We start from the raw sequence: 17541 nt of genomic DNA on the forward strand, positions 1-17541 counted from the left end.
CTTTCTTTCCACTCTTTTCTCTATGAATAACAGCTTAAACTAGTTGTAAGATGCAGCGGTCATTGACTTCGCACATGCAACTTGTATAATACAAGTATATACTTTCATTATACAAGTTATTTTTACAAAAGCTAGTCTATTCTTACTTGGGGGAACCTTATGAAAGCGCATGAATTCATGATTAGACAGGTCTATAAGGTTAAGGAATATGACACCGTGCGGACCTTTATAGAAAAATGCATCGAGCACCGGATTAGCGGCATGCCGGTTATCAACGACCGAAATGAAATTGTCGCTTATTTAAGCGATGGGGACATTATGCGCTATATCGGCAAACATGATGACCTCATTGTCGACTCTTTTTTTCAAGTAAATGTAATCAAAGGCGATGAGGATAAATTCGAGGAACGGACCCGGCGGCTGCTGAATCTTAATGTAATGGCCATTGCCAAAAAGAAAGTCATCACGGTTCCCTGGGACGAGGATATCGAACGGATTGCCGCCATTCTGGGCAAGAAGCAGATCAAAAAAGTACCTGTTGAACGCAACCGGGTCCTCATGGGCATTATCAGCCGGGGCGATGTCATCCGCCATTCGTTTAAATCGCTGCTATAGTTGTTGTTTTTATATAAAAATTGCGATGGTTATATTTAGCATGGCCGTGACTACAGAGAATGTTTGGACTTCCAGCCGCTGTTGTCTTCAGATTTCTTGATTATGTCCGCTATAAGCGGTAGAAATCTGAAGACAAAGGCGGACGCTAGCGCTCCTCCAGTTCCAAAATCCCCCTCCGCCACTTTTGCTTTATTTGTATTTTTCTCAATTAAATCCATTAGCTATCTGCTCGGAAGCTCCTGCCCGCAAAGCCCGTAAAAGAACAGATGCAGCAGCTCCTCCAGAATCTGTTCCCTGTCTTCATGTTTCCCCACCGCATCCAGCATCTCCCCGGAACTCTTCATATACACCTGAATCAGCAGCAGCACAGCCTCCACCGACACCTTACCTGAAATTTCACCATGCGCCTTGCCGTCCTCCACCATTTTAACCATCAGCGGAACGATTCTTTTGTCATACTGCTCCTGAATGTAGGCAGACATCTGCGGATCATCCACCATCAGCTCCTTGATCACAGCCGGGGCCAGTCCGCGGTACGTCTCCTTCTCCTTGAAAACCATGTAGCCGATCAGCTCCTTCAGCGATTGCTGCTTAAGCATTTCCGCCTCAAATTCCGTAATCGAGCGCTGTACAAAATCCTTGAACGATTCCTTGATCAGCTCCTCCTTACTGCCGAAGTAATTATAAATCGTCACCTGCGACACCCCGGCTGTCTTGGCAATGTCGGCAATCCGCAGCCGCTTCGGTTCCCAGGTCTGCAGCATGTCCATGGTTGTCTTCATAATTTGCCCCTTGATCATTGCCCTTCTCTTCTCAAAGCCGTTCATATTCTTCACCCTAACTTGACGGTCTAGTGTACTGCTACGAAAATAATGAAATATACTATATATACGAGTTCATAATTATATTGACTTCGAATAATCCCGGGACTATTATAACATATGAAATATACAACCAATAATATTTCATTATTCGCACGGGGGTGCAGCATGCTGAAGGTAGAGGGTTTAACCAAACGGTTTTCAAACGGCCGGGGGATCGAAGATGTATCATTTACAGTAGCGAGGGGCGAGGTGTTCGGTTTCCTGGGGCCCAACGGGGCGGGAAAATCGACCACCATCCGGCATATTATGGGGTTCATGAAGCCGGACCGGGGCTCGGTCACGATTAACGGGCTGGATGCCTGGAGCGGCCAGGGAACCGTGCAGAAGCACACCGGATACCTCCCAGGGGAGATTAACTTCATTGACGGCATGACCGGCAAGGGCTTTCTTGATTTTATGGCCTCCATGCAGGGTGTGAAGGATTCTGCTAAACGTGATGCGCTAATTGACCGGCTGCAGTTTGATGCCGCCACTCCAATTCGCAAAATGTCAAAGGGCATGAAGCAGAAGGTCGGCATTGTAGCCGCGTTCATGCACAGCCCCGACGTGATCATTCTGGATGAACCTACCTCAGGCCTGGACCCGCTGATGCAGAAGATCTTCATTGAACTCGTGCTGGAGGAAAAAGCCGCAGGCACCACCTTCCTGATGTCGTCCCACAGCTTTCAGGAGATCGAACGTACCTGTGACCGGGCAGCCATTATCAAAGACGGGAAGATTATCGCAATCAACAATATTCATGAGCTTCAATCGATGCAGCGCAAGCTGTTTGAGATTATATTCGAGACTGCTGAGGAAGCCGAGCGCTTCACCGCCTCCGGCCTGCAGGTAGTCAGCCGCGAAGGAAACCTGGTGCGGATTGCGATACAGGGCAACTACAATGAGTTCACCCGGGAGATCGCAGGTTACCGGATCCGAAGTCTGGATGTAACGACACAGAACCTGGAGGATATCTTCATGAATTATTATGACCGCGGGGGTGCTGTGAAGTGAATCTTCCACTCTATAAAGAAATGATGCGGGTCAATCTGAAGGGGATAATGAATTATGCCTTTGGCTCCGCCTTCTATATTGTATTTATGATCTGGCTGTATCCGGGACTGGCGGACAATACGCAAGCACTTAACGATCTGGTCAAAGCCATGCCCGAGGGGGTTGGCAATGCCTTTGGACTGAATAATGGTTTCTCCAGTGCAGAGGGCTTTATTTCCGGAGAGTATTACGGACTCATTCTGGTGCTGATCCTTTCCATTGTCTGCGTGCAAATGTCTACACAGCTGATCGCCCGCCTGGTCGACCGCGGCTCGATGGCCTATCTGCTGGCCACGCCGACCACACGCCGCAAGGTCGCTTTTACGCAGGCGCTCGTGCTGGTTACCTCACTGTTCATTATTATGGCTGTAACTACGCTGGCCGGGTTCGCCGGCAAGGTCTGGTTTCTTGACAGTGAATATGAATTCGGTATGGCCCGGTTCAGCCAGTTGAACACCGCCGCCTTCCTGCTGTTCTTTGCCATTGGCGGCCTTTCCTTTTTGGTCTCCTGTGTCTGCAATGACGAGAAAAAAGCGCTCGGGATCTCCGGAGGCATCACCTTCGCCTTCTTCACGATCGATATCCTTGCCAAAATCACCGATAAGCTCGATGTACTGCGCTACTTCACGCTGTTCAGCTTCTACCGCCCCGGCGAGATCGTGCAGGGCACAGCGGATATCGGCTGGATTTCCTTCTGGCTGCTGCTGACCGGGCTGCTGTGCTTCTCCGCAGGCATTCAGATTTTCCGACGGCGCGATTTGCCGCTGTAATTTCATTCCTACACAAAGAAGCCTGTTTGAAGCCGGGGGCTACCCGGAATTCAAACAGGCTTCTGCTGTTATTGCTTGTGCTTAGTCGGCGATAACTTCCTTACCGTTCTGCACAGTGTATTTGTGGTTCAGGCTGGCTTCTTCGATATCGGCAAATGCCCAGTGGGTAACCGGAACATCAGAGAAGCTGGAGCGGGTCACGCCGCTAAGTGGACCTCTGCCGAACAGGCGGTTAATCACAGTAACCGCTTCTGCACGGCTCAGCGACTTGGCCGGAGCAAAGCTGCCGTCCGCGAAGCCTGTCATTATTCCCGCTGCTTTTACTGCATCGATAGCTCCTGCCGCCCAATGCTTATTCACATCGGAAATTGCTGATACCGCTGCGCTGCTGTCATCAAAGGATAATTGCTTCAGCCGTGCGCTCAGTATTGCCATCTCCGCACGGGTTACCGCACGTTCGGGATTGAAGCTGCCGTCTGGATCACCCTTCATCAGGCCGGCTGCGGTAACTTTGGCAATATCAGCAGTTGCCCAGTGGCTCGCGTTAACATCAGCAAAGCCTGTTATTGATGTTGAAGCCACATTGCCCAAATTGCGGGCAAGCAGCGCTGCAAGCTCAGCCCGTGTCAGTGCACGGCTTGGCTTGAAGGTACCATCCCCATAGCCCTTGATATAAGCAGCATGGGAATAGACTGCTTCTGTTACTGTAACTGTTCCTGTATCTTTAGGGACAACTACAGGTACAGCAGGAGTAGCAGGACCAGTGACGATACTTCCAGGAAGGGAGGAACTGGTCTCTACAATGCTAAAGCTGCTGAATTTGGAGATGTCAAACGAGATGCCAAACGGTTCGTTCTTATCGTTGTAAACGACAGTGCCTTTGGACAGCTCGATGGTACCGTCGCTGTGTACAATATATACAGCAAGACTACTGGCATTCATGGTCCTTACATCCACACCGTTTTTGGCAAATGGAAGCATCAGCTGTGTATTGTAGCCGGTATAATTAGTCTCAATATCAAGCGGCGGGCTGAGCGCCTTCAGGTTCTGGCTATTATAGGACGAAGGAACCTGGTTCTTCGAGTCTTCTGCATTGCGGGCAGGCACGATCCGGAAATACAGATCCAGATTGTCAGCCATCATGGACTGCAGAGTAGCTGCATCCAGGGAAATGGTCGAATAATCACTCTGGATATTCATGTTGAAGCTATTCGCACCAAGTAGTGCAAGCGTTGTTGCCGGAATTTCAACTGCGATTTCGTTAGCAGCATCGCCCGGCAACTCATCAATGTAGATCGTAGATGAATTGTTGTAGCCAGGCACGGAAGCCGTGATAATCTCCTGTGCCTTAGCGGAATCAAACACAACCTTGTCAATCTTCGAGGTGGTACCGTCTGCGGCGGTAACGTTGATTCGTTTGACCGGTACAAGTGCTGTGTTGTCCGACTGATTCTTCACTTGGACATTACGGATATTGCTCGTGTCCTCGACCTTGATTGCTCCGCTGGCTGTTACAACAACCAGGAAGGTACGGGTCTTCTCTTCACCGCCGCGGCTGACCGTCGCACTGAGAATCACTGCCTCATCCTGGGCACTGCGGTGTACAACGGCATTGATGCTGCCGTCCGTTGCTGCCGGAATCTCAATAACCTGCGGCTTACTGGAAGTCCAGCTGACCTGTGTACCATAGCCTCCATTGGTTGGAAGGGACAGCGAAGTCAGAACATTCTCCCAGGTTTCGCCTTCAGCGTAGCCGATTTGAATTGTCTTGGAGGCTTCATTTACAGCGTCCGCATCGTTGATTGTTACGATTACACGTGTTGGTTTACTTTCTGTTTTCAGCTTTTCAGTCAGAGTTACATCCAGAGTATCTCCTTCAGTAAGCGCTATTCCTGTAATGGTCAGTGGCCCAACCACTGTCCCGGTATTGGTTGCGCTGGCAAGCAGCTTGCCTTCCTTGCTGTAGATGGATACGACAGCTCCGGCTGGCACCTGATTCACAGTGAACTTGCCTTGTGCAGCACTGATTACAATGTTGCCTGCCTGTGGCTGAGCAGACTGCTCATAGACAGCGGCAGCTTCTACCTTGGCACTTTGTGCTTTATTCGTTTCCGTGAAGCTGACCTTCACAATCTGCCCCAGCTCTAGACCGTTCACTTCAAAATGGAATTCGGCTGGAGCTCCGGTATCATTGAAGCTTGTACCCAGCAGCGTAGTGCCATCCTGCGCATAGACCGAAACCGTAACACTTGCTGGAACGTTGCTTACTGTAACAACACCAGTTGTAGCATTAGCGCTCAAATTTTCGGCAGCAGGCGCCTGAGTAGGCTCGTAGGCTGCTGGAATCTCCGTGAGCGGGCTTGGATCCTTGCCAAGCTCCCATGTGCCGACCTTTAGAATCTGACCATCAGTTAGTCCGGCAGCTATGGCAATTGTCAATTCAGCCGGGCTTCCGCTCTCATTCACTGCAGATCCCAGTACACTAATTCCGTCTTCGCCGTATACTGCAACTGTAGCGCTTGCCGGAACATTCTTCACAGTGACAGTAGATGAAGTTGCATTGGCGGTAACATCCACCGCTGCGGGTGCACTTGTTACTTCATTATGCGCAGTAATGTCCGTCAGCGGACTTTCCGACAATTCCGGCTCAGTAAGGCTGACTTTAACGACATCCTCAGCTGTTAACCCTACAGGAATTGCTACTTTCACTTCCCCTGCTGTTCCCGTTTCATTCGTAGCCGTTCCCAACACTGTAACGCCATCGGCTGCATAGACAGTAACCTCGGCACCGGCTGGTACCTTCTTCACAGTCACAGTGTCCGTTGTAGCATTGGCTGTTACATCCTCTGCCTGTGGTGCGGAGCTTCCAGCCGCTGCTTCGCTGATCCCGCTCAGCAAAACTACCCGGTCAGGTTCGCCTTCTACTTTCAGCGTCAGTGCTCCGTTAGAGGTGCCTGCTCCCTGCGGGGAGTACTGGACTTCAATAATTCCGCTCTCCCCTGGAGCAAGCTCGGGAGGAACCGTATTGTCTGTGATTTTAAAATCACCGTTAATCAGCACTTCACCAATCTTGAGCGGAGCATCCGAGGTATTGGTTACGGTAACGGATACTTTCTTCTGCGTTGGATAGTTGAAGTACAGATTTGTGTTGGACAGATACAATTTGTATCCGCTCAGCAGCCCCTGATATACTTTCAAATAAATTTTTCCACTTTGTTCATACAGGTACAGAATATCACCGTTTGTGGTGTTAATTGCCGCATTGGCAATGCTTGTGGCAGCGACTTCAACAGGTGAGGACAGGTTTGCACCCAGATCCTGGCTGACGCTGAAGAACACGGAGGAGCCGTTGCTAAATCCGGTCACGACATTGCCGTAGCTGTCCGCACTCAGCGAACGTCCCTGCGAGTTCATATTATTTCCGCCCACTAGATCAGTCACGGTTCCGTCCCCGATATTCATGCGGACCATATTGGTACCAGAACCCGCTACAAACAGATACTGGCCCTTGCTGCCGGCGGATAATGCCCCAACAGAATAGAATACACTTTTTCCCGGAATTACTGGGGATTCAAAGCTTTGCCCATGATTTTTGCTTACATAATATTTCAGATCGGGTTTATCCTTCTGAACAATCAGATACCCGGTCTGCGGATCAACGTGAAGATCGGTAAACACATAGGATTCATTAAAATCATAACTATTGAATGTTGTACCTTCATTGCTGCTGTAATAAAGAGTGCGGCCTGAAGGGTCCGTTACATAAACATAGCTTCCATCCACGGCCATATGTGCAGAAGTACCGGGAAATGCGCCAACCGTGATCGGAGTGCTGAAGGTTTTACCGCCATCGGTGCTTTTAACCAGCACACCAGAACCTTCATTTATGCCTACTACATATACCGTTCCTGAAGAGGATACGGCGATTTCCGGCTCAAAGCTGCCTGTGGCAGCCAGAACGCTGGGCTGGAACGTCTTGCCGTTGTCTGTGCTCTTGGCAACACGGATTTCCGTACCGCCGTTATACACGGTATAGATTGATCCGTCCGGCGAAACCGCCAGATTTCTTGAGGTGTTGCCTGGAGCTATCGTCCAGTCAAAATTACTGGTATCACTGACCAGAACCTCACCGTACGCACTCGAGTCCGACTGTGCGCTGACTATTCCGGCACCTGCGAAAGAGCCAAGACTCAGGCTGACGGTTGTGACAAGTGATAAGACCGCTGAAAAAAGACGCTTTTTCTTCATCCTACTTTTCCTCCTGATCAATTAATACTAATTACCTATCTTTATGCCTGAAAATCATAATAACAGGTAGCTCTAAACAATCTCTTAACAAATCTCGACAAATTGTTATGTAATAGGTCCTATTTCGACAAAAAATAGCTAAACAATAAGAGCCGTCCGACATAGTCATAAAATGACTGCACGGTACGGCCCTTAATATTTAGAGTATGAATGACTTAGGTTCATTCGCAGGTGGAAGCTTTAGTTGCGACAGCTTCAATTCTACAGCTTAATCAGCTGGTCAACCTTCACCGGCAGGCCGGTCGCGATCGAACGGTTGGCGGCGATGCCGGTCATAATCGACCAAGCACCGTCAATATGGGAAGCAGCCCGGTGGAAACGGTCATCTGCCGGGCGCTCAAAAATATCCCGCAGCATCACAGGATCACCGCCTCCATGTCCGCCGGCGCCTTCTTCAATCTCCACCTCATACGGCGCAGCAAACTGCGGATACACCGTAATCTGTTTGTCTTTTACCGCACCCTCCTGCTCCTTGCCGCCCCCGGCATTGACATAGGACTGCTCTATGACCTTTACTTCCATACGTCCCTTGGTGCCGTTAAACACAACATTAAAGCCCTCCCAAGGCAGATAAGCATTGAGTGAATAGTTCATAATTGCTTTGTTCTTGTATTTGACCATGACGCCCATCGTGTCCTCGATGCTGATATTGTCCCCGAATACGCTCTGGTCGCGTAAGTATCCGTCCTCATGCTCGGTGTCCAGATACATCCGCTTCAACTGCTCATTATCCTTCAGATGCAGCGCAAACGGATCATTCTCTGCCGCAGCACTTCCGTGTACACGCTGATAAAATTCAGTAACACCGCGCATCTCGGCATTCTCCCGGCCGTAAAAGCGTAAATCCCCCATCGCAAAAACCGTGTCCGGCTGCGAGCCCAGCCAGAAATTCATCAGGTCAAAGTGATGCGTCGATTTGTGGACGAGCAGCCCCCCGCTGTTGCGCTTATCCCGGTGCCATCTGCGGAAATAGTCTGCCCCGTGCTGCGTATTGAGCAGCCATTCGAAGTTGACGGAGAGCACCTCGCCGATCGCCCCCTCCATCAGGAGCTCGCGGATTTTGGTGTTGTGCGGTGCATAGCGGTAGTTGAAGGTCACCCGCAGCTTCTTCCCGGTGCGCTCTACGGCATCAAGAATCTCCTTACACTTCTCTTCGTCTGTAGTCATCGGCTTCTCGGAGATCACGTCGCAGCCCAGCTCCATCGCCCGGATAATATAGCGGTGATGCGTACGGTCAATACTGGTGACGATGACCGTATCCGGCTGGGTCTCAGCGATCATAGTGTCAAACTCATGCGCCTTGTAGACCGGAACCGCATGATAGCCGTATTTCTCTTCCAGCAGCGTATTGGCATAGGCCATTCTCGCACCGTTGACATCGCAGAAGCCGACGATCTCCGAGGTTTCAAGATAATGGCGTGTAATCTCTCCATAAAAAAACTCGGCACGGCCGCCGGTGCCGACAAATGCATATTTACGCTTGCTCATTTCAATCACTCCATCGCTTATTGTTTTGAATGCGTTTACTAGGTATATTGTATAGTATAAAATACATCCTTTTCTAAACGATTTTTGCTGAAAACAAGCCGAATTATGCATATATTATCCTAACTGAAGGAGCGAAAGAGTGTGCAGGAGGAGAAGCAGGAATTCCAGTTTTATGTGGAGCAAATCAAAAGAGCCGGCGCCTTCAGCATGGACACCGACCATTTTCACGATACCTATGAAATTTATTATCTGCTGGCCGGAGAACGAAACTACTATATTAATAATCTGGTCTACTCCCTGCGCCAAGGTGATCTGATCTTCATAAACCGCAATGAGCTGCACCGAACAATGGCTAAAGGCACTGTCCGGCATGAGCGTATCCTGATCAATTTCCGCCAGGAATTCCTTCAGGGGATGCCCGGCGGCATCGAGCTGACTTTCCCCTTCTTCAGTGAACAATGCCTGCTGCTCCGCCCGGATGTTCATGAACAGGGCAGAATCGAGAATATCCTGTTTGCCATGCTGAAAGAGCAGCAGGAGCAGTGTACCCAGCAGCTTCCCTACTTGCAGAGCCTGCTGATGCAAATGTTAATTCAAATGAACAGAATCCGCGAGAGTGCCCGGGCAGCCATCGCTCCGGCCAATAATGAGAAGCAGCGGAAAGTCTATGACATTCTTGAATATCTGCGGGCCCATTACCACGAAACAGTGAAGCTGGAGGAACTTTCAGAACGATTTTATCTCAGCATTCCTTATCTCTGCCGCCTGTTCAAACAGACAACCGGCTTCACCATCGTGGAATATCTGAACACGATCCGCGTCCAGGAAGCGCAGCGGCGGCTGCGGGAGGGCAGTGATTCAGTCACACGGATCGCAGAGGATACCGGGTTTGACAGCATTGCCCATTTCGGCCGTGTCTTCAAAGGCATTGCCAAACGTTCTCCCCTGCAATACCGCAAGCAGAACCGCTGAAGAAGGATCCCCGCCAGGAGATCCTTCTGTAATCATCTTATGAATATCTGTGGGACAGCCGCCAGTCCAAAACGGACAAAGGCATAACGGTCCTGATATACATGTGTGTCCGGCGCTAAATCCTTATCCGTCCAGCCCGGTTTGTCCTTGTAGCTGTCCGGCCCCACTTTATACACTTCGCCTTTGATATGGTGATGGGGCCCCAGCAGATTGCGGCAGCTGCCTGTCAGTATCAGTTCTATGTCATTACAGCCGGATTGCAGATATGGTGTAATATCCGCTTCATAAGGCTCCCACAGGAAGGTTCGTACACAGATGCCGTTAATGAGCAGCTTGCTGACGATTGAATCCGGCGGAGCCTGAAATGACCATTTAACCTCAGAGATAGACTCTGCCGCGATTTCAAGTGACTGGCGCAAATGGATGCTTCCGGCGAAAAACGGAAAGCCCTGCCGCGTGAGATCGCCTGAAGTTACCTGCCCGGGGACTTCAGTCAGGGTAAAAGGTCCTGAAATCCAGACAGCCCGGCGCTCAGCTTCTTCAAAGTCCGCAGCAGATTCAACTCCGAAGGAACCGAGCACATAGATGCTTTCGATCTCCTGTTCCAAGGTAAGCTTGTTGCCTTCCGCTTCAAACTGTCTGGCCCGCTCCAGCCTTGCATAAAGCTCAGGCGAAGGGCGGAATTCCGTTTTCAACATAATTGTATTCCGGCCGGTTACAACCCTTCCTTGAATGTCAATCTTGCGCATGGAGATATCTCTCCACCAGCCGCAGTGCTTAGGGGATACAGGTATACCGTTCAAGAAGATTCCGTATCCCTCCGGCTGCTCCAGCACCAGATACAGCTCCCGCTGACGCAGCGGATCAAAGGATACCTCAAAATCAAATTCCAGCTCCAGCTCTACGGGCCGTCCATAAGCCAGCAGCTGCTCCTGGATGAAAATCACGGGCTGAGGCGCTGACCACTCCCCGCCCTCTATCCGCAGGCGGGCATTGTCCAGGGTTATGCTGTTAAGGTCGACACTAGAGACTTCCCACAGAGGGCCAAGCCCTGCAACGGTATATACCTCCTCCTGTCTATTTTCATCTTTTTTATCCGCCAGTGCCTTATGTTCATTCACAGCTTCTGCCGTTGAAGCTGCCGGCGGATCAAGTTTGAGCATCAGGGATTGCCCGGGATACAGCGGCAGGCGCAGAAGTACGCCCTTCTGATGCGTTTCCTGCGGAACCGGGCAGATCTCTCCGGTTTCCAGATTGATCAGGGAGACCACCCCCTGGCTGGACAGTTCAATGTGCAGCTGCGGATAGTGATCCGTCCCTGAATTCACCACATAATAAAGAAGTGAGCCCTCCAGCTCCATAGTCCGCACATTGAGGGTATCCGCAGCAACCCGCACCCCGTTCCTATCCGTGATTTGGATGAATGGTGCGGAGGCTGCTGATACCGCCTGCACCACCGCCCCGCAGCTCCAATCCGGCAGGATTGCATCAGCCATCATATCCGTTAACCTTTTGTCCTCCTTACCGCTTACGAGCACGGGATAGTTCTCGAAAGCGATCAGCGTACCGCCCTCCGCAGTGAACTGGGCCAGAAGCTGTACTGTATCTTGATCCAGCGTCAGACATGGCGGGACAATAACCACACGGTACTTCGCTTCACCGATAATAAAGCTTCCCCCGCTGACCCGCCCATGCCCGGCGATAACACTCTCACTGCCATAATCATGCTCGATCAGGCCTTGGCACAGCCATCTGGTCAGCTGGGCGAAGGACTCATGATAAGGAACAACCGCAGACATATCCCCGCCGCATTGCAGGGTCCAGGCGGTCCGCACCGGATGGATCAGCAAAACCTCCGCCAGGCTGACACCTTCGGAGAGCAGCATAGAGAGCCTTGCGAAGTAGTCATTGAAGCCCTTATAATCTTGCCACCAGGGCTGTTGATAGAACAGGGAAGGCGGATAATCACGCTTGCGCAGTCCCTGCAGTGAATAGCCCTGCAGATGCTGGCACATCAGATTGATGCCATGTACAAACTGCCATTCACCGATTCTTTTCAGATCGGCAAAGCTGACGTTCCACCCGGAGCAGCCAAAGCTCTCGGTAATTGTCCGCTTCTTGCCAAGCTGGCGGGCGACCGAGCTGACCTGCTTCGGCACCAGCGGATCGCTACCGACCAACCGGCCGAGCCAGTCGCAGCCGGGAATCTGCAAATGCTCATAGAAGGCCATCGGATCGCCGACGGAGGTCACCTGATGCATCAGCTCCTGTTCATCGACGACATGCCCGGTCAAGGACCAGCCTTTGCCGGCGCACCAGTCCCCGATCTGCTTGGCATAAGCGTGGGTAAACATGAAGGTCACCGTCTCCCAGTAATCATATCTGGCTTTATGGCAGCCTTCTGTTTCCAAAAACAAAGCAGGAAGCACTTCCTTCACATCATAGCCATTGCGGGAGATAAACACCTCCTCCAGCTCGAAGGACCATGGAAGACCGCCGCGTGCGAACTGCGGCTCATCCGTGAACACACCATGAAGCTCAGCTCCATAATCTTCACCGAACTGTTCCCAATAACGCTCGTAGGTGGTTTGAATGAATTCCTTTACTGCCATCCGGCTGAGCGTATCCGTATAGAACGGATTGACTTCGTAGCAGATTCTCAAGGAGGCTTCCGCTTCCTTGTCTGGAGGCAGCAGGCGGTAGCTCCGGTTACTCGCTTCAAAGACATACCAGCCAATGGTCCGTTCCGGCGTACCCTGAAAGGGAGCCTCTTCACAGACCAGCCGCTTCTGCTGGTAAGCCAGCCCTTTGGCCGGAACCTCCCCGCCCCCGAAGCCGCTGGGCCAGCCGTTCTCGTCATAGAACCACGCGTTCATTCCCAGCTCGCGGCTTTTCTCAATCGAAATACGGATCGCTTCCATCCATTCCTCGCCCATATACGGTGTCTGCAGCCCGCCGCGGGCATGCATGAAGAATCCCCCGATGCCCGCCTGATGCATCTCTTCAATTTGCCGCTCCAGCTCCTCTTTCTCCAGCCTGTCATTCCAGGACCAGAGCGGAACAGAGCGGTATTCGGCTGGCGGGCTGCCAAGCTTATTCCATAGCGTTGTCATCTGGATTCATCTGCCTTTCAGACACAGGGAAATCAGGTCATCCACATGTGCGGTCGCCAGACATTCGATCGTATCGGCGGAGCCGTAGTAGATTTTGACCTCGCCATCATCCTCAAGAATCATACCGCCCGGGAAAATGACATTGTTGCGGAAGCCGCCGTCAATCTCATAGTTGGCCTCTGGCGCAAGCAGCGGCTCCCTGCACATCCCGATAATCTTCTTCGGGTTCTCCAGATCCAGCAGCATAATGCCGGCGGTATACCGCTTTTTCCATGAAGGCTCCCAGCCGTGCTTTCCGCGTGCCGGGTCAATATCCACCGCATGGAAGGTGGTCAGCCAGCCCTGATCCGTCTTCACCGGGGGCGCCGCCGGTCCCACCTTGTCATTGGCGAACGGGACATGCTCCACAGCAAACAGCAAATCGGAGTTCCCCCAATATTTTAAGTCCGGGGATTCGGAAATCCAGGTGTCAAAACGGTCCTTTCCGCCCCGGCTGTACACGGTAAACGGGCGTTCCAGGCGGACGTAGTTGCCGCCTATTTTCTCCGGAAACAGCACCATGTTGCGAAGATCAGGCGACGACAGGCTGAGAATTTCAAAATCCTCAAAATCATCGGTCACCGCAATCCCGCCCCGGATGCCATGCTTGGTATCTACAGCAAAGCACATATAACAGCGATCCCCGATTACCGTCAAGCGCGGGTCGTAGGCGCGAATAATCTCTTCGTCATGCAGCTTGAAGCATTTCTTCGGACTGGCCTCCCAGTGGATACCGTCATCGCTGAAAGCAATTCCCAGGTCAGTCGTATGATGAGGCTCAATCGTCTGTTCAGCAAGGGAGCCGTAGTCGTTGCGGAATACCATCACATATTTGCCGCGAAATTTAGTCACACCCGCATTGAACACAAGCGCTGTTGGATAAGGAACCTTGGATGCATCCAGCACCGGATTGCCGGGATAGCGGTGAATCAGCGGACTGGATGTAAGAATGGCGGGAACCTGAACTGTCATTGTGAAAACCTCCTGGTTGTCGCTAGTAGTATAAATATTCGTATTATCATTGTTACACGCAGTTTAGTCATGCCACAGCCAATTTCAGCAGGGGCCTATCCCTTTAGGGAGCCTGCCGTCATCTGCATAAAGGATTTATTGGCAAATACATACGCTACGAGAATCGGAAGAATCGACAAGCAGGCCCCCGCCATCATATAGTGGGTCTGCGAGGCTGCGGAAATGCCGTATTTCAGATTCGCAAGGCCCACCGTGAGCGTCTGCAGCTCCGGCTTGGTCATGGTGAATACGAGCGGCAGCAGATATTCATTCCAAGCGCCGCGGAAGGTGAACAGTGCTCCAACGCCAAGGCCGGGGCCCAGCAGCGGCAGGATGATCATCCAAAAGGTGCGGCCCAGTGAGCTTCCGTCGATCCTTGCGGCTTCATCCAGCTCCCGCGGGATGCCCTTCATGAAGCTCAGCAGGATAAAGAAGATCGAAGCGTGTGCGGAGATCAGAATCAGAATGACGCCCCATAACGAGCTGTGCAGATGCAGCTTGACCATCAGATCGAACTGCGGACGCAGCACCACCGCCCCCACAGCTACAAACATAGTGAAGGACTGAAGGCCGACATAAACTTTTTTGCCGATAAAGTCCATCCGGTCTACCACATAGGCAGCCATTGAGGCTACCAGCAGCGTGCCGGCTACCGTGGACAATGAGACAATCAGGCTGTTAAGGGTGTACGTGGAGAAGTTGGCTTTCTCCCAGGCTTCAGCATAGTTGGAAAATTGCCATTTGCCTGGCAAAAAGGTTGCGCCACTTGTCAGTTCGATATTGGTTTTGAAGGATCCCAGAATGGTAATCACTACTGGAATTATGGTAATGAAGGCAAACACCAGCAAAAAGATCCATAATACGGTCTTTCCCGTTATCTCTTTGGTTCTCATGTCACATCTCTCCTCAATCGATCCGATTCATCCGTCTGGAGGCATAGAAATAGATCACGGAAATCATCCCCACGATAAGCGCAGAAACGAACGCGACCGCACTGCCATATCCAAACTCCTGCACCTGGGTTGAGGCAGAACTGCCGCCGACAGGAAAGAATAACTTATACAAATAGAGGAACATGACTTCCGTTTTGCCGGCAGGACCGCCTTCCGTTAGAACCATAATGCTCTCATACCCCTTCAATGCATTGATGATCGCCAGCATGATAACCATTTGCAGCACAGGACCCAGCATGGGGAGCGTGATGAAGCGGAACTGCTGTATTTTATTGGCCCCATCCAGAGAGGAGCTCTCGTAAACATCCTCGGGAATATTCTGCAGTCCGGCCAGAAACAGCAGCATATAGTTGCCGACCGCTCCCCATACCGCCACAAGAATCACGGTAAGCATGGCGTGCTTCGGACCCAGCCAGTCGATGCCGGAGGATGACATGTTAAATTTGATCAGGAACTGGTTCAGAATTCCGTTATATGAATTGAAGATCGTGAAAAAAACCACAGCCATAACGGCAGTACTGATTACCGTCGGCATAAAAAAGACGGCGCGGAGAAGCTGTCTTCCCCTGATTTTGCGGTTCAGAATCGCTGCCAGCAGCAGTGACAGCGGGATGGAGAGCAGCAGTTTGCCTCCGGCATAAACGAAGGTGTTGACGACAGAGTCCCAAAACTGAGAATCGTGCATAATCCGGGTAAAATTATCGAGGCCTATGAACCGGGCCGTTCCATAGCCCTTATAGTTGTAGAACATATAGCGGAATGCCCAGGCAATCGGGTAAATTCCCAGTACCAGCGTAAGAATTGCGCTCGGCAGTAAATAGCTGTAGGCAAAGGCGGCATTCTTGGTTTTGTTCATGGGTTCTTTAGCAGCTCCTTTCCTGTTGACTGACAATGAATAAGGATGGGGGATGACTCCCCCTCCTTATATTTCTCTTTAAGTGCTTCAGAAAGAATTATTTGGCAAATTTTCCGGCAAGCGCTGCAGGATCAAAGCCAGGATCCGGCTCCGCCTTCAATCCGTCGTTCTTAATCGCATCATCCAGTGCCGCGTTGTAGCGTTTGTTCAGATCGGCAATAGTGGCATCCAGATCCCCGCCGTTCAGCATGTATTTGAAGAAGGCATCATCTGATTTCATGCCCTCAGGCGCCACTGTCGGATATACAGGCCATACCCCGTCATACTGGTTCGGCAGGAAGCCTTCGATTCCGTTAACTTCAGGAGTTTTGGCTGCGGCGCTAATGGAAGGAACCATCGAGATACCATAGCCGTTTTCCTGATAAGCCGTCAGTATCGAATCACTGTACATGTATTCCATGAACTTCCAGGCAGCGTCCTTGTGCTTGGACTTGGAGCTCAGGGCCAGCCATTGACCGCCGAGGAAACCGGAAGCCCCCTTAGCTTTGCCGTCAATTGTCGGGGCAGGAGCTGCGGCCCAGTCGATTTTGGCCGGGAATTGGGTGCTGTATACCCCGGGCTCCGAGGAGAAGCTCAGATACATCCCGATTTTGCCTTCAGCAAACTGTGCCCGCAGCGGATCGATGTCCAGCGATTCCACACCCGGCAGCATGCTGCCGTCATCTTTGATCTGCTTGAACGCCTCGATAATCGGCTTGAAGCCGCTGAAATCGAAGCGTGCCGTTTTGAAGTCATAACCAAAGCCGCCGAAGCCGCTCATCTCAGCAATGACCCGGGCCGAACGGCCGAGTGCACTGGGCGGGTTTTTGAAGTTCTGGGCGAAACCATAGGCACCGTCCGCTTTACCTGCTTCGGTCAGCTTTTTGGCAGTGTCCACCAGTTCCTGCAAGGTTGTCGGCGGATTGGTTATCCCTGCTTTAGCGAACAGGTCCTTGTTGTAAACCAGGCGCATGGTCGTTCCGTAGTTTGGCAAGCTGTAGCGTTTGCCGTCAAAGGTGTTCAGATTAGCCATCTCCGGAAATTTCGCTTTCATTTCATCTGACAAATATTCGTCGATCGGAGCGAGATATTCTTTTTTATAAAAAGTACCGATCGTATTCTCCTTCACGCGGATCACGTCCGGAGCATCTGCGGTCTGGAAGGACAGATCCAGCGCGGTATCGAAATCATCGCCCTTCACGACCAGTTCAACCTCAATACCGTCGGTGTTCGTTTTGTTGAACTCGGCAACCTTCTCCTTCACAAAGTCTGCATCATGGCGGTCACCCGTCCAATAGCTGATTTTCGTCTTTTCGCCCGGCGCATTTCCCGATCCTGAGGCCTCCCCGGAATTTTCAGCGGTATTAGAGTTACCGCAAGCAGCCAGACCGAATGCCAGCACTGTGCTGAGCGAAGCAAGAAGCAGTTGTTTCTTCATTTCAGTTACCCCCTTATATGTTC

Annotated in this window: 13 protein-coding genes; 4 read left to right on the plus strand and 9 right to left on the minus strand. The window is 51.4% G+C overall.

Annotated features, from left to right (window positions below):
* Positions 1–159: 159 nt before the first annotated feature.
* Entirely contained in the window at positions 160–615 is a 456-nt protein-coding gene (locus L6H70_RS13890; RefSeq protein ID WP_236333969.1) for a CBS domain-containing protein, read from the plus strand.
* Between the two features lie 50 nt (positions 616–665).
* Here the strand turns inward: L6H70_RS13890 and L6H70_RS13895 are convergent, their stop codons facing one another.
* Together L6H70_RS13895 and L6H70_RS13900 are read right to left on the minus strand one after the other, a co-directional pair.
* Positions 666–833, minus strand: a complete 168-nt coding sequence (locus tag L6H70_RS13895) for a hypothetical protein (RefSeq protein ID WP_236333972.1) — start codon at positions 831–833, stop codon at positions 666–668.
* Between the two features lie 3 nt (positions 834–836).
* Complete coding sequence (locus L6H70_RS13900) at positions 837–1415, minus strand: TetR/AcrR family transcriptional regulator (RefSeq protein WP_236333974.1); 579 nt, start codon at positions 1413–1415, stop codon at positions 837–839.
* Positions 1416–1604: 189 nt separating this feature from the next.
* Here L6H70_RS13900 and L6H70_RS13905 point away from each other — a divergent pair, with 189 nt between their 5' ends.
* Both L6H70_RS13905 and L6H70_RS13910 read left to right on the plus strand, forming a co-directional pair.
* Positions 1605–2492 carry an ABC transporter ATP-binding protein gene (locus tag L6H70_RS13905; protein ID WP_236333976.1) on the plus strand — a complete coding sequence of 296 codons (888 nt, stop codon included), beginning with the start codon at positions 1605–1607 and terminating at the stop codon, positions 2490–2492.
* Positions 2489–3301 carry an ABC transporter permease subunit gene (locus L6H70_RS13910; RefSeq protein ID WP_236333978.1) on the plus strand — a complete coding sequence of 271 codons (813 nt, stop codon included), beginning with the start codon at positions 2489–2491 and terminating at the stop codon, positions 3299–3301. Before L6H70_RS13905 ends, L6H70_RS13910 begins: the two co-directional genes overlap by 4 nt.
* An 81-nt stretch (positions 3302–3382) precedes the next feature.
* Here L6H70_RS13910 and L6H70_RS13915 read toward each other — a convergent pair whose 3' ends face one another.
* A complete protein-coding gene (locus L6H70_RS13915) occupies positions 3383–7549 on the minus strand; it encodes an S-layer homology domain-containing protein (RefSeq protein WP_236333980.1) in 4167 nt (1388 codons plus the stop codon).
* A gap of 261 nt (positions 7550–7810) precedes the next feature.
* Entirely contained in the window at positions 7811–9097 is a 1287-nt protein-coding gene (locus L6H70_RS13920; RefSeq protein ID WP_236333983.1) for a Gfo/Idh/MocA family protein, read from the minus strand.
* Positions 9098–9238: 141 nt separating this feature from the next.
* Between L6H70_RS13920 and L6H70_RS13925 the strand changes: the two genes are divergently transcribed.
* The gene (locus L6H70_RS13925) at positions 9239–10069 is read left to right on the plus strand and encodes a helix-turn-helix domain-containing protein (RefSeq protein ID WP_341482744.1); all 831 of its coding nucleotides are present in this window, start codon (positions 9239–9241) and stop codon (positions 10067–10069) included.
* Positions 10070–10101: 32 nt separating this feature from the next.
* Here the strand turns inward: L6H70_RS13925 and L6H70_RS13930 are convergent, their stop codons facing one another.
* The 5 genes from L6H70_RS13930 to L6H70_RS13950 form a co-directional block, all read right to left on the minus strand.
* A complete protein-coding gene (locus tag L6H70_RS13930; RefSeq protein ID WP_236333985.1) occupies positions 10102–13182 on the minus strand; it encodes a glycosyl hydrolase in 3081 nt (1026 codons plus the stop codon).
* Positions 13183–13188: 6 nt separating this feature from the next.
* Complete coding sequence (locus L6H70_RS13935; protein WP_236333987.1) at positions 13189–14193, minus strand: glycoside hydrolase family 130 protein; 1005 nt, start codon at positions 14191–14193, stop codon at positions 13189–13191.
* A gap of 95 nt (positions 14194–14288) precedes the next feature.
* A complete protein-coding gene (locus tag L6H70_RS13940) occupies positions 14289–15125 on the minus strand; it encodes a carbohydrate ABC transporter permease (protein WP_236333988.1) in 837 nt (278 codons plus the stop codon).
* Between the two features lie 13 nt (positions 15126–15138).
* Complete coding sequence (locus L6H70_RS13945; RefSeq protein WP_236333989.1) at positions 15139–16041, minus strand: carbohydrate ABC transporter permease; 903 nt, start codon at positions 16039–16041, stop codon at positions 15139–15141.
* Between the two features lie 97 nt (positions 16042–16138).
* Positions 16139–17518, minus strand: coding sequence for an ABC transporter substrate-binding protein (locus L6H70_RS13950; protein WP_236333990.1), 1380 nt, complete (start codon positions 17516–17518; stop codon positions 16139–16141).
* Positions 17519–17541: the final 23 nt, after the last annotated feature.

The sequence above is a fragment of the Paenibacillus auburnensis genome, from assembly GCF_927798115.1.
Taxonomy (GTDB): Bacteria; Bacillota; Bacilli; order Paenibacillales; family Paenibacillaceae; genus Paenibacillus_AQ; species Paenibacillus_AQ auburnensis.

What these genes read in the sequence shown, in the direction of transcription:
- L6H70_RS13945 (WP_236333989.1), bottom strand. Translation starts at nt 16,041, where the DNA reads ATGAACAAAACCAAGAATGCCGCCTTTGCCTACAGCTATTTACTGCCG.
- L6H70_RS13940 (WP_236333988.1), bottom strand. Translation starts at nt 15,125, where the DNA reads ATGAGAACCAAAGAGATAACGGGAAAGACCGTATTATGGATCTTTTTG.
- L6H70_RS13890 (WP_236333969.1), top strand. Translation starts at nt 160, where the DNA reads ATGAAAGCGCATGAATTCATGATTAGACAGGTCTATAAGGTTAAGGAA.
- L6H70_RS13950 (WP_236333990.1), bottom strand. Translation starts at nt 17,518, where the DNA reads ATGAAGAAACAACTGCTTCTTGCTTCGCTCAGCACAGTGCTGGCATTC.
- L6H70_RS13900 (WP_236333974.1), bottom strand. Translation starts at nt 1,415, where the DNA reads ATGATCAAGGGGCAAATTATGAAGACAACCATGGACATGCTGCAGACC.
- L6H70_RS13895 (WP_236333972.1), bottom strand. Translation starts at nt 833, where the DNA reads ATGGATTTAATTGAGAAAAATACAAATAAAGCAAAAGTGGCGGAGGGG.
- L6H70_RS13905 (WP_236333976.1), top strand. Translation starts at nt 1,605, where the DNA reads ATGCTGAAGGTAGAGGGTTTAACCAAACGGTTTTCAAACGGCCGGGGG.
- L6H70_RS13935 (WP_236333987.1), bottom strand. Translation starts at nt 14,193, where the DNA reads ATGACAGTTCAGGTTCCCGCCATTCTTACATCCAGTCCGCTGATTCAC.
- L6H70_RS13920 (WP_236333983.1), bottom strand. Translation starts at nt 9,097, where the DNA reads ATGAGCAAGCGTAAATATGCATTTGTCGGCACCGGCGGCCGTGCCGAG.
- L6H70_RS13915 (WP_236333980.1), bottom strand. Translation starts at nt 7,549, where the DNA reads ATGAAGAAAAAGCGTCTTTTTTCAGCGGTCTTATCACTTGTCACAACC.
- L6H70_RS13930 (WP_236333985.1), bottom strand. Translation starts at nt 13,182, where the DNA reads ATGACAACGCTATGGAATAAGCTTGGCAGCCCGCCAGCCGAATACCGC.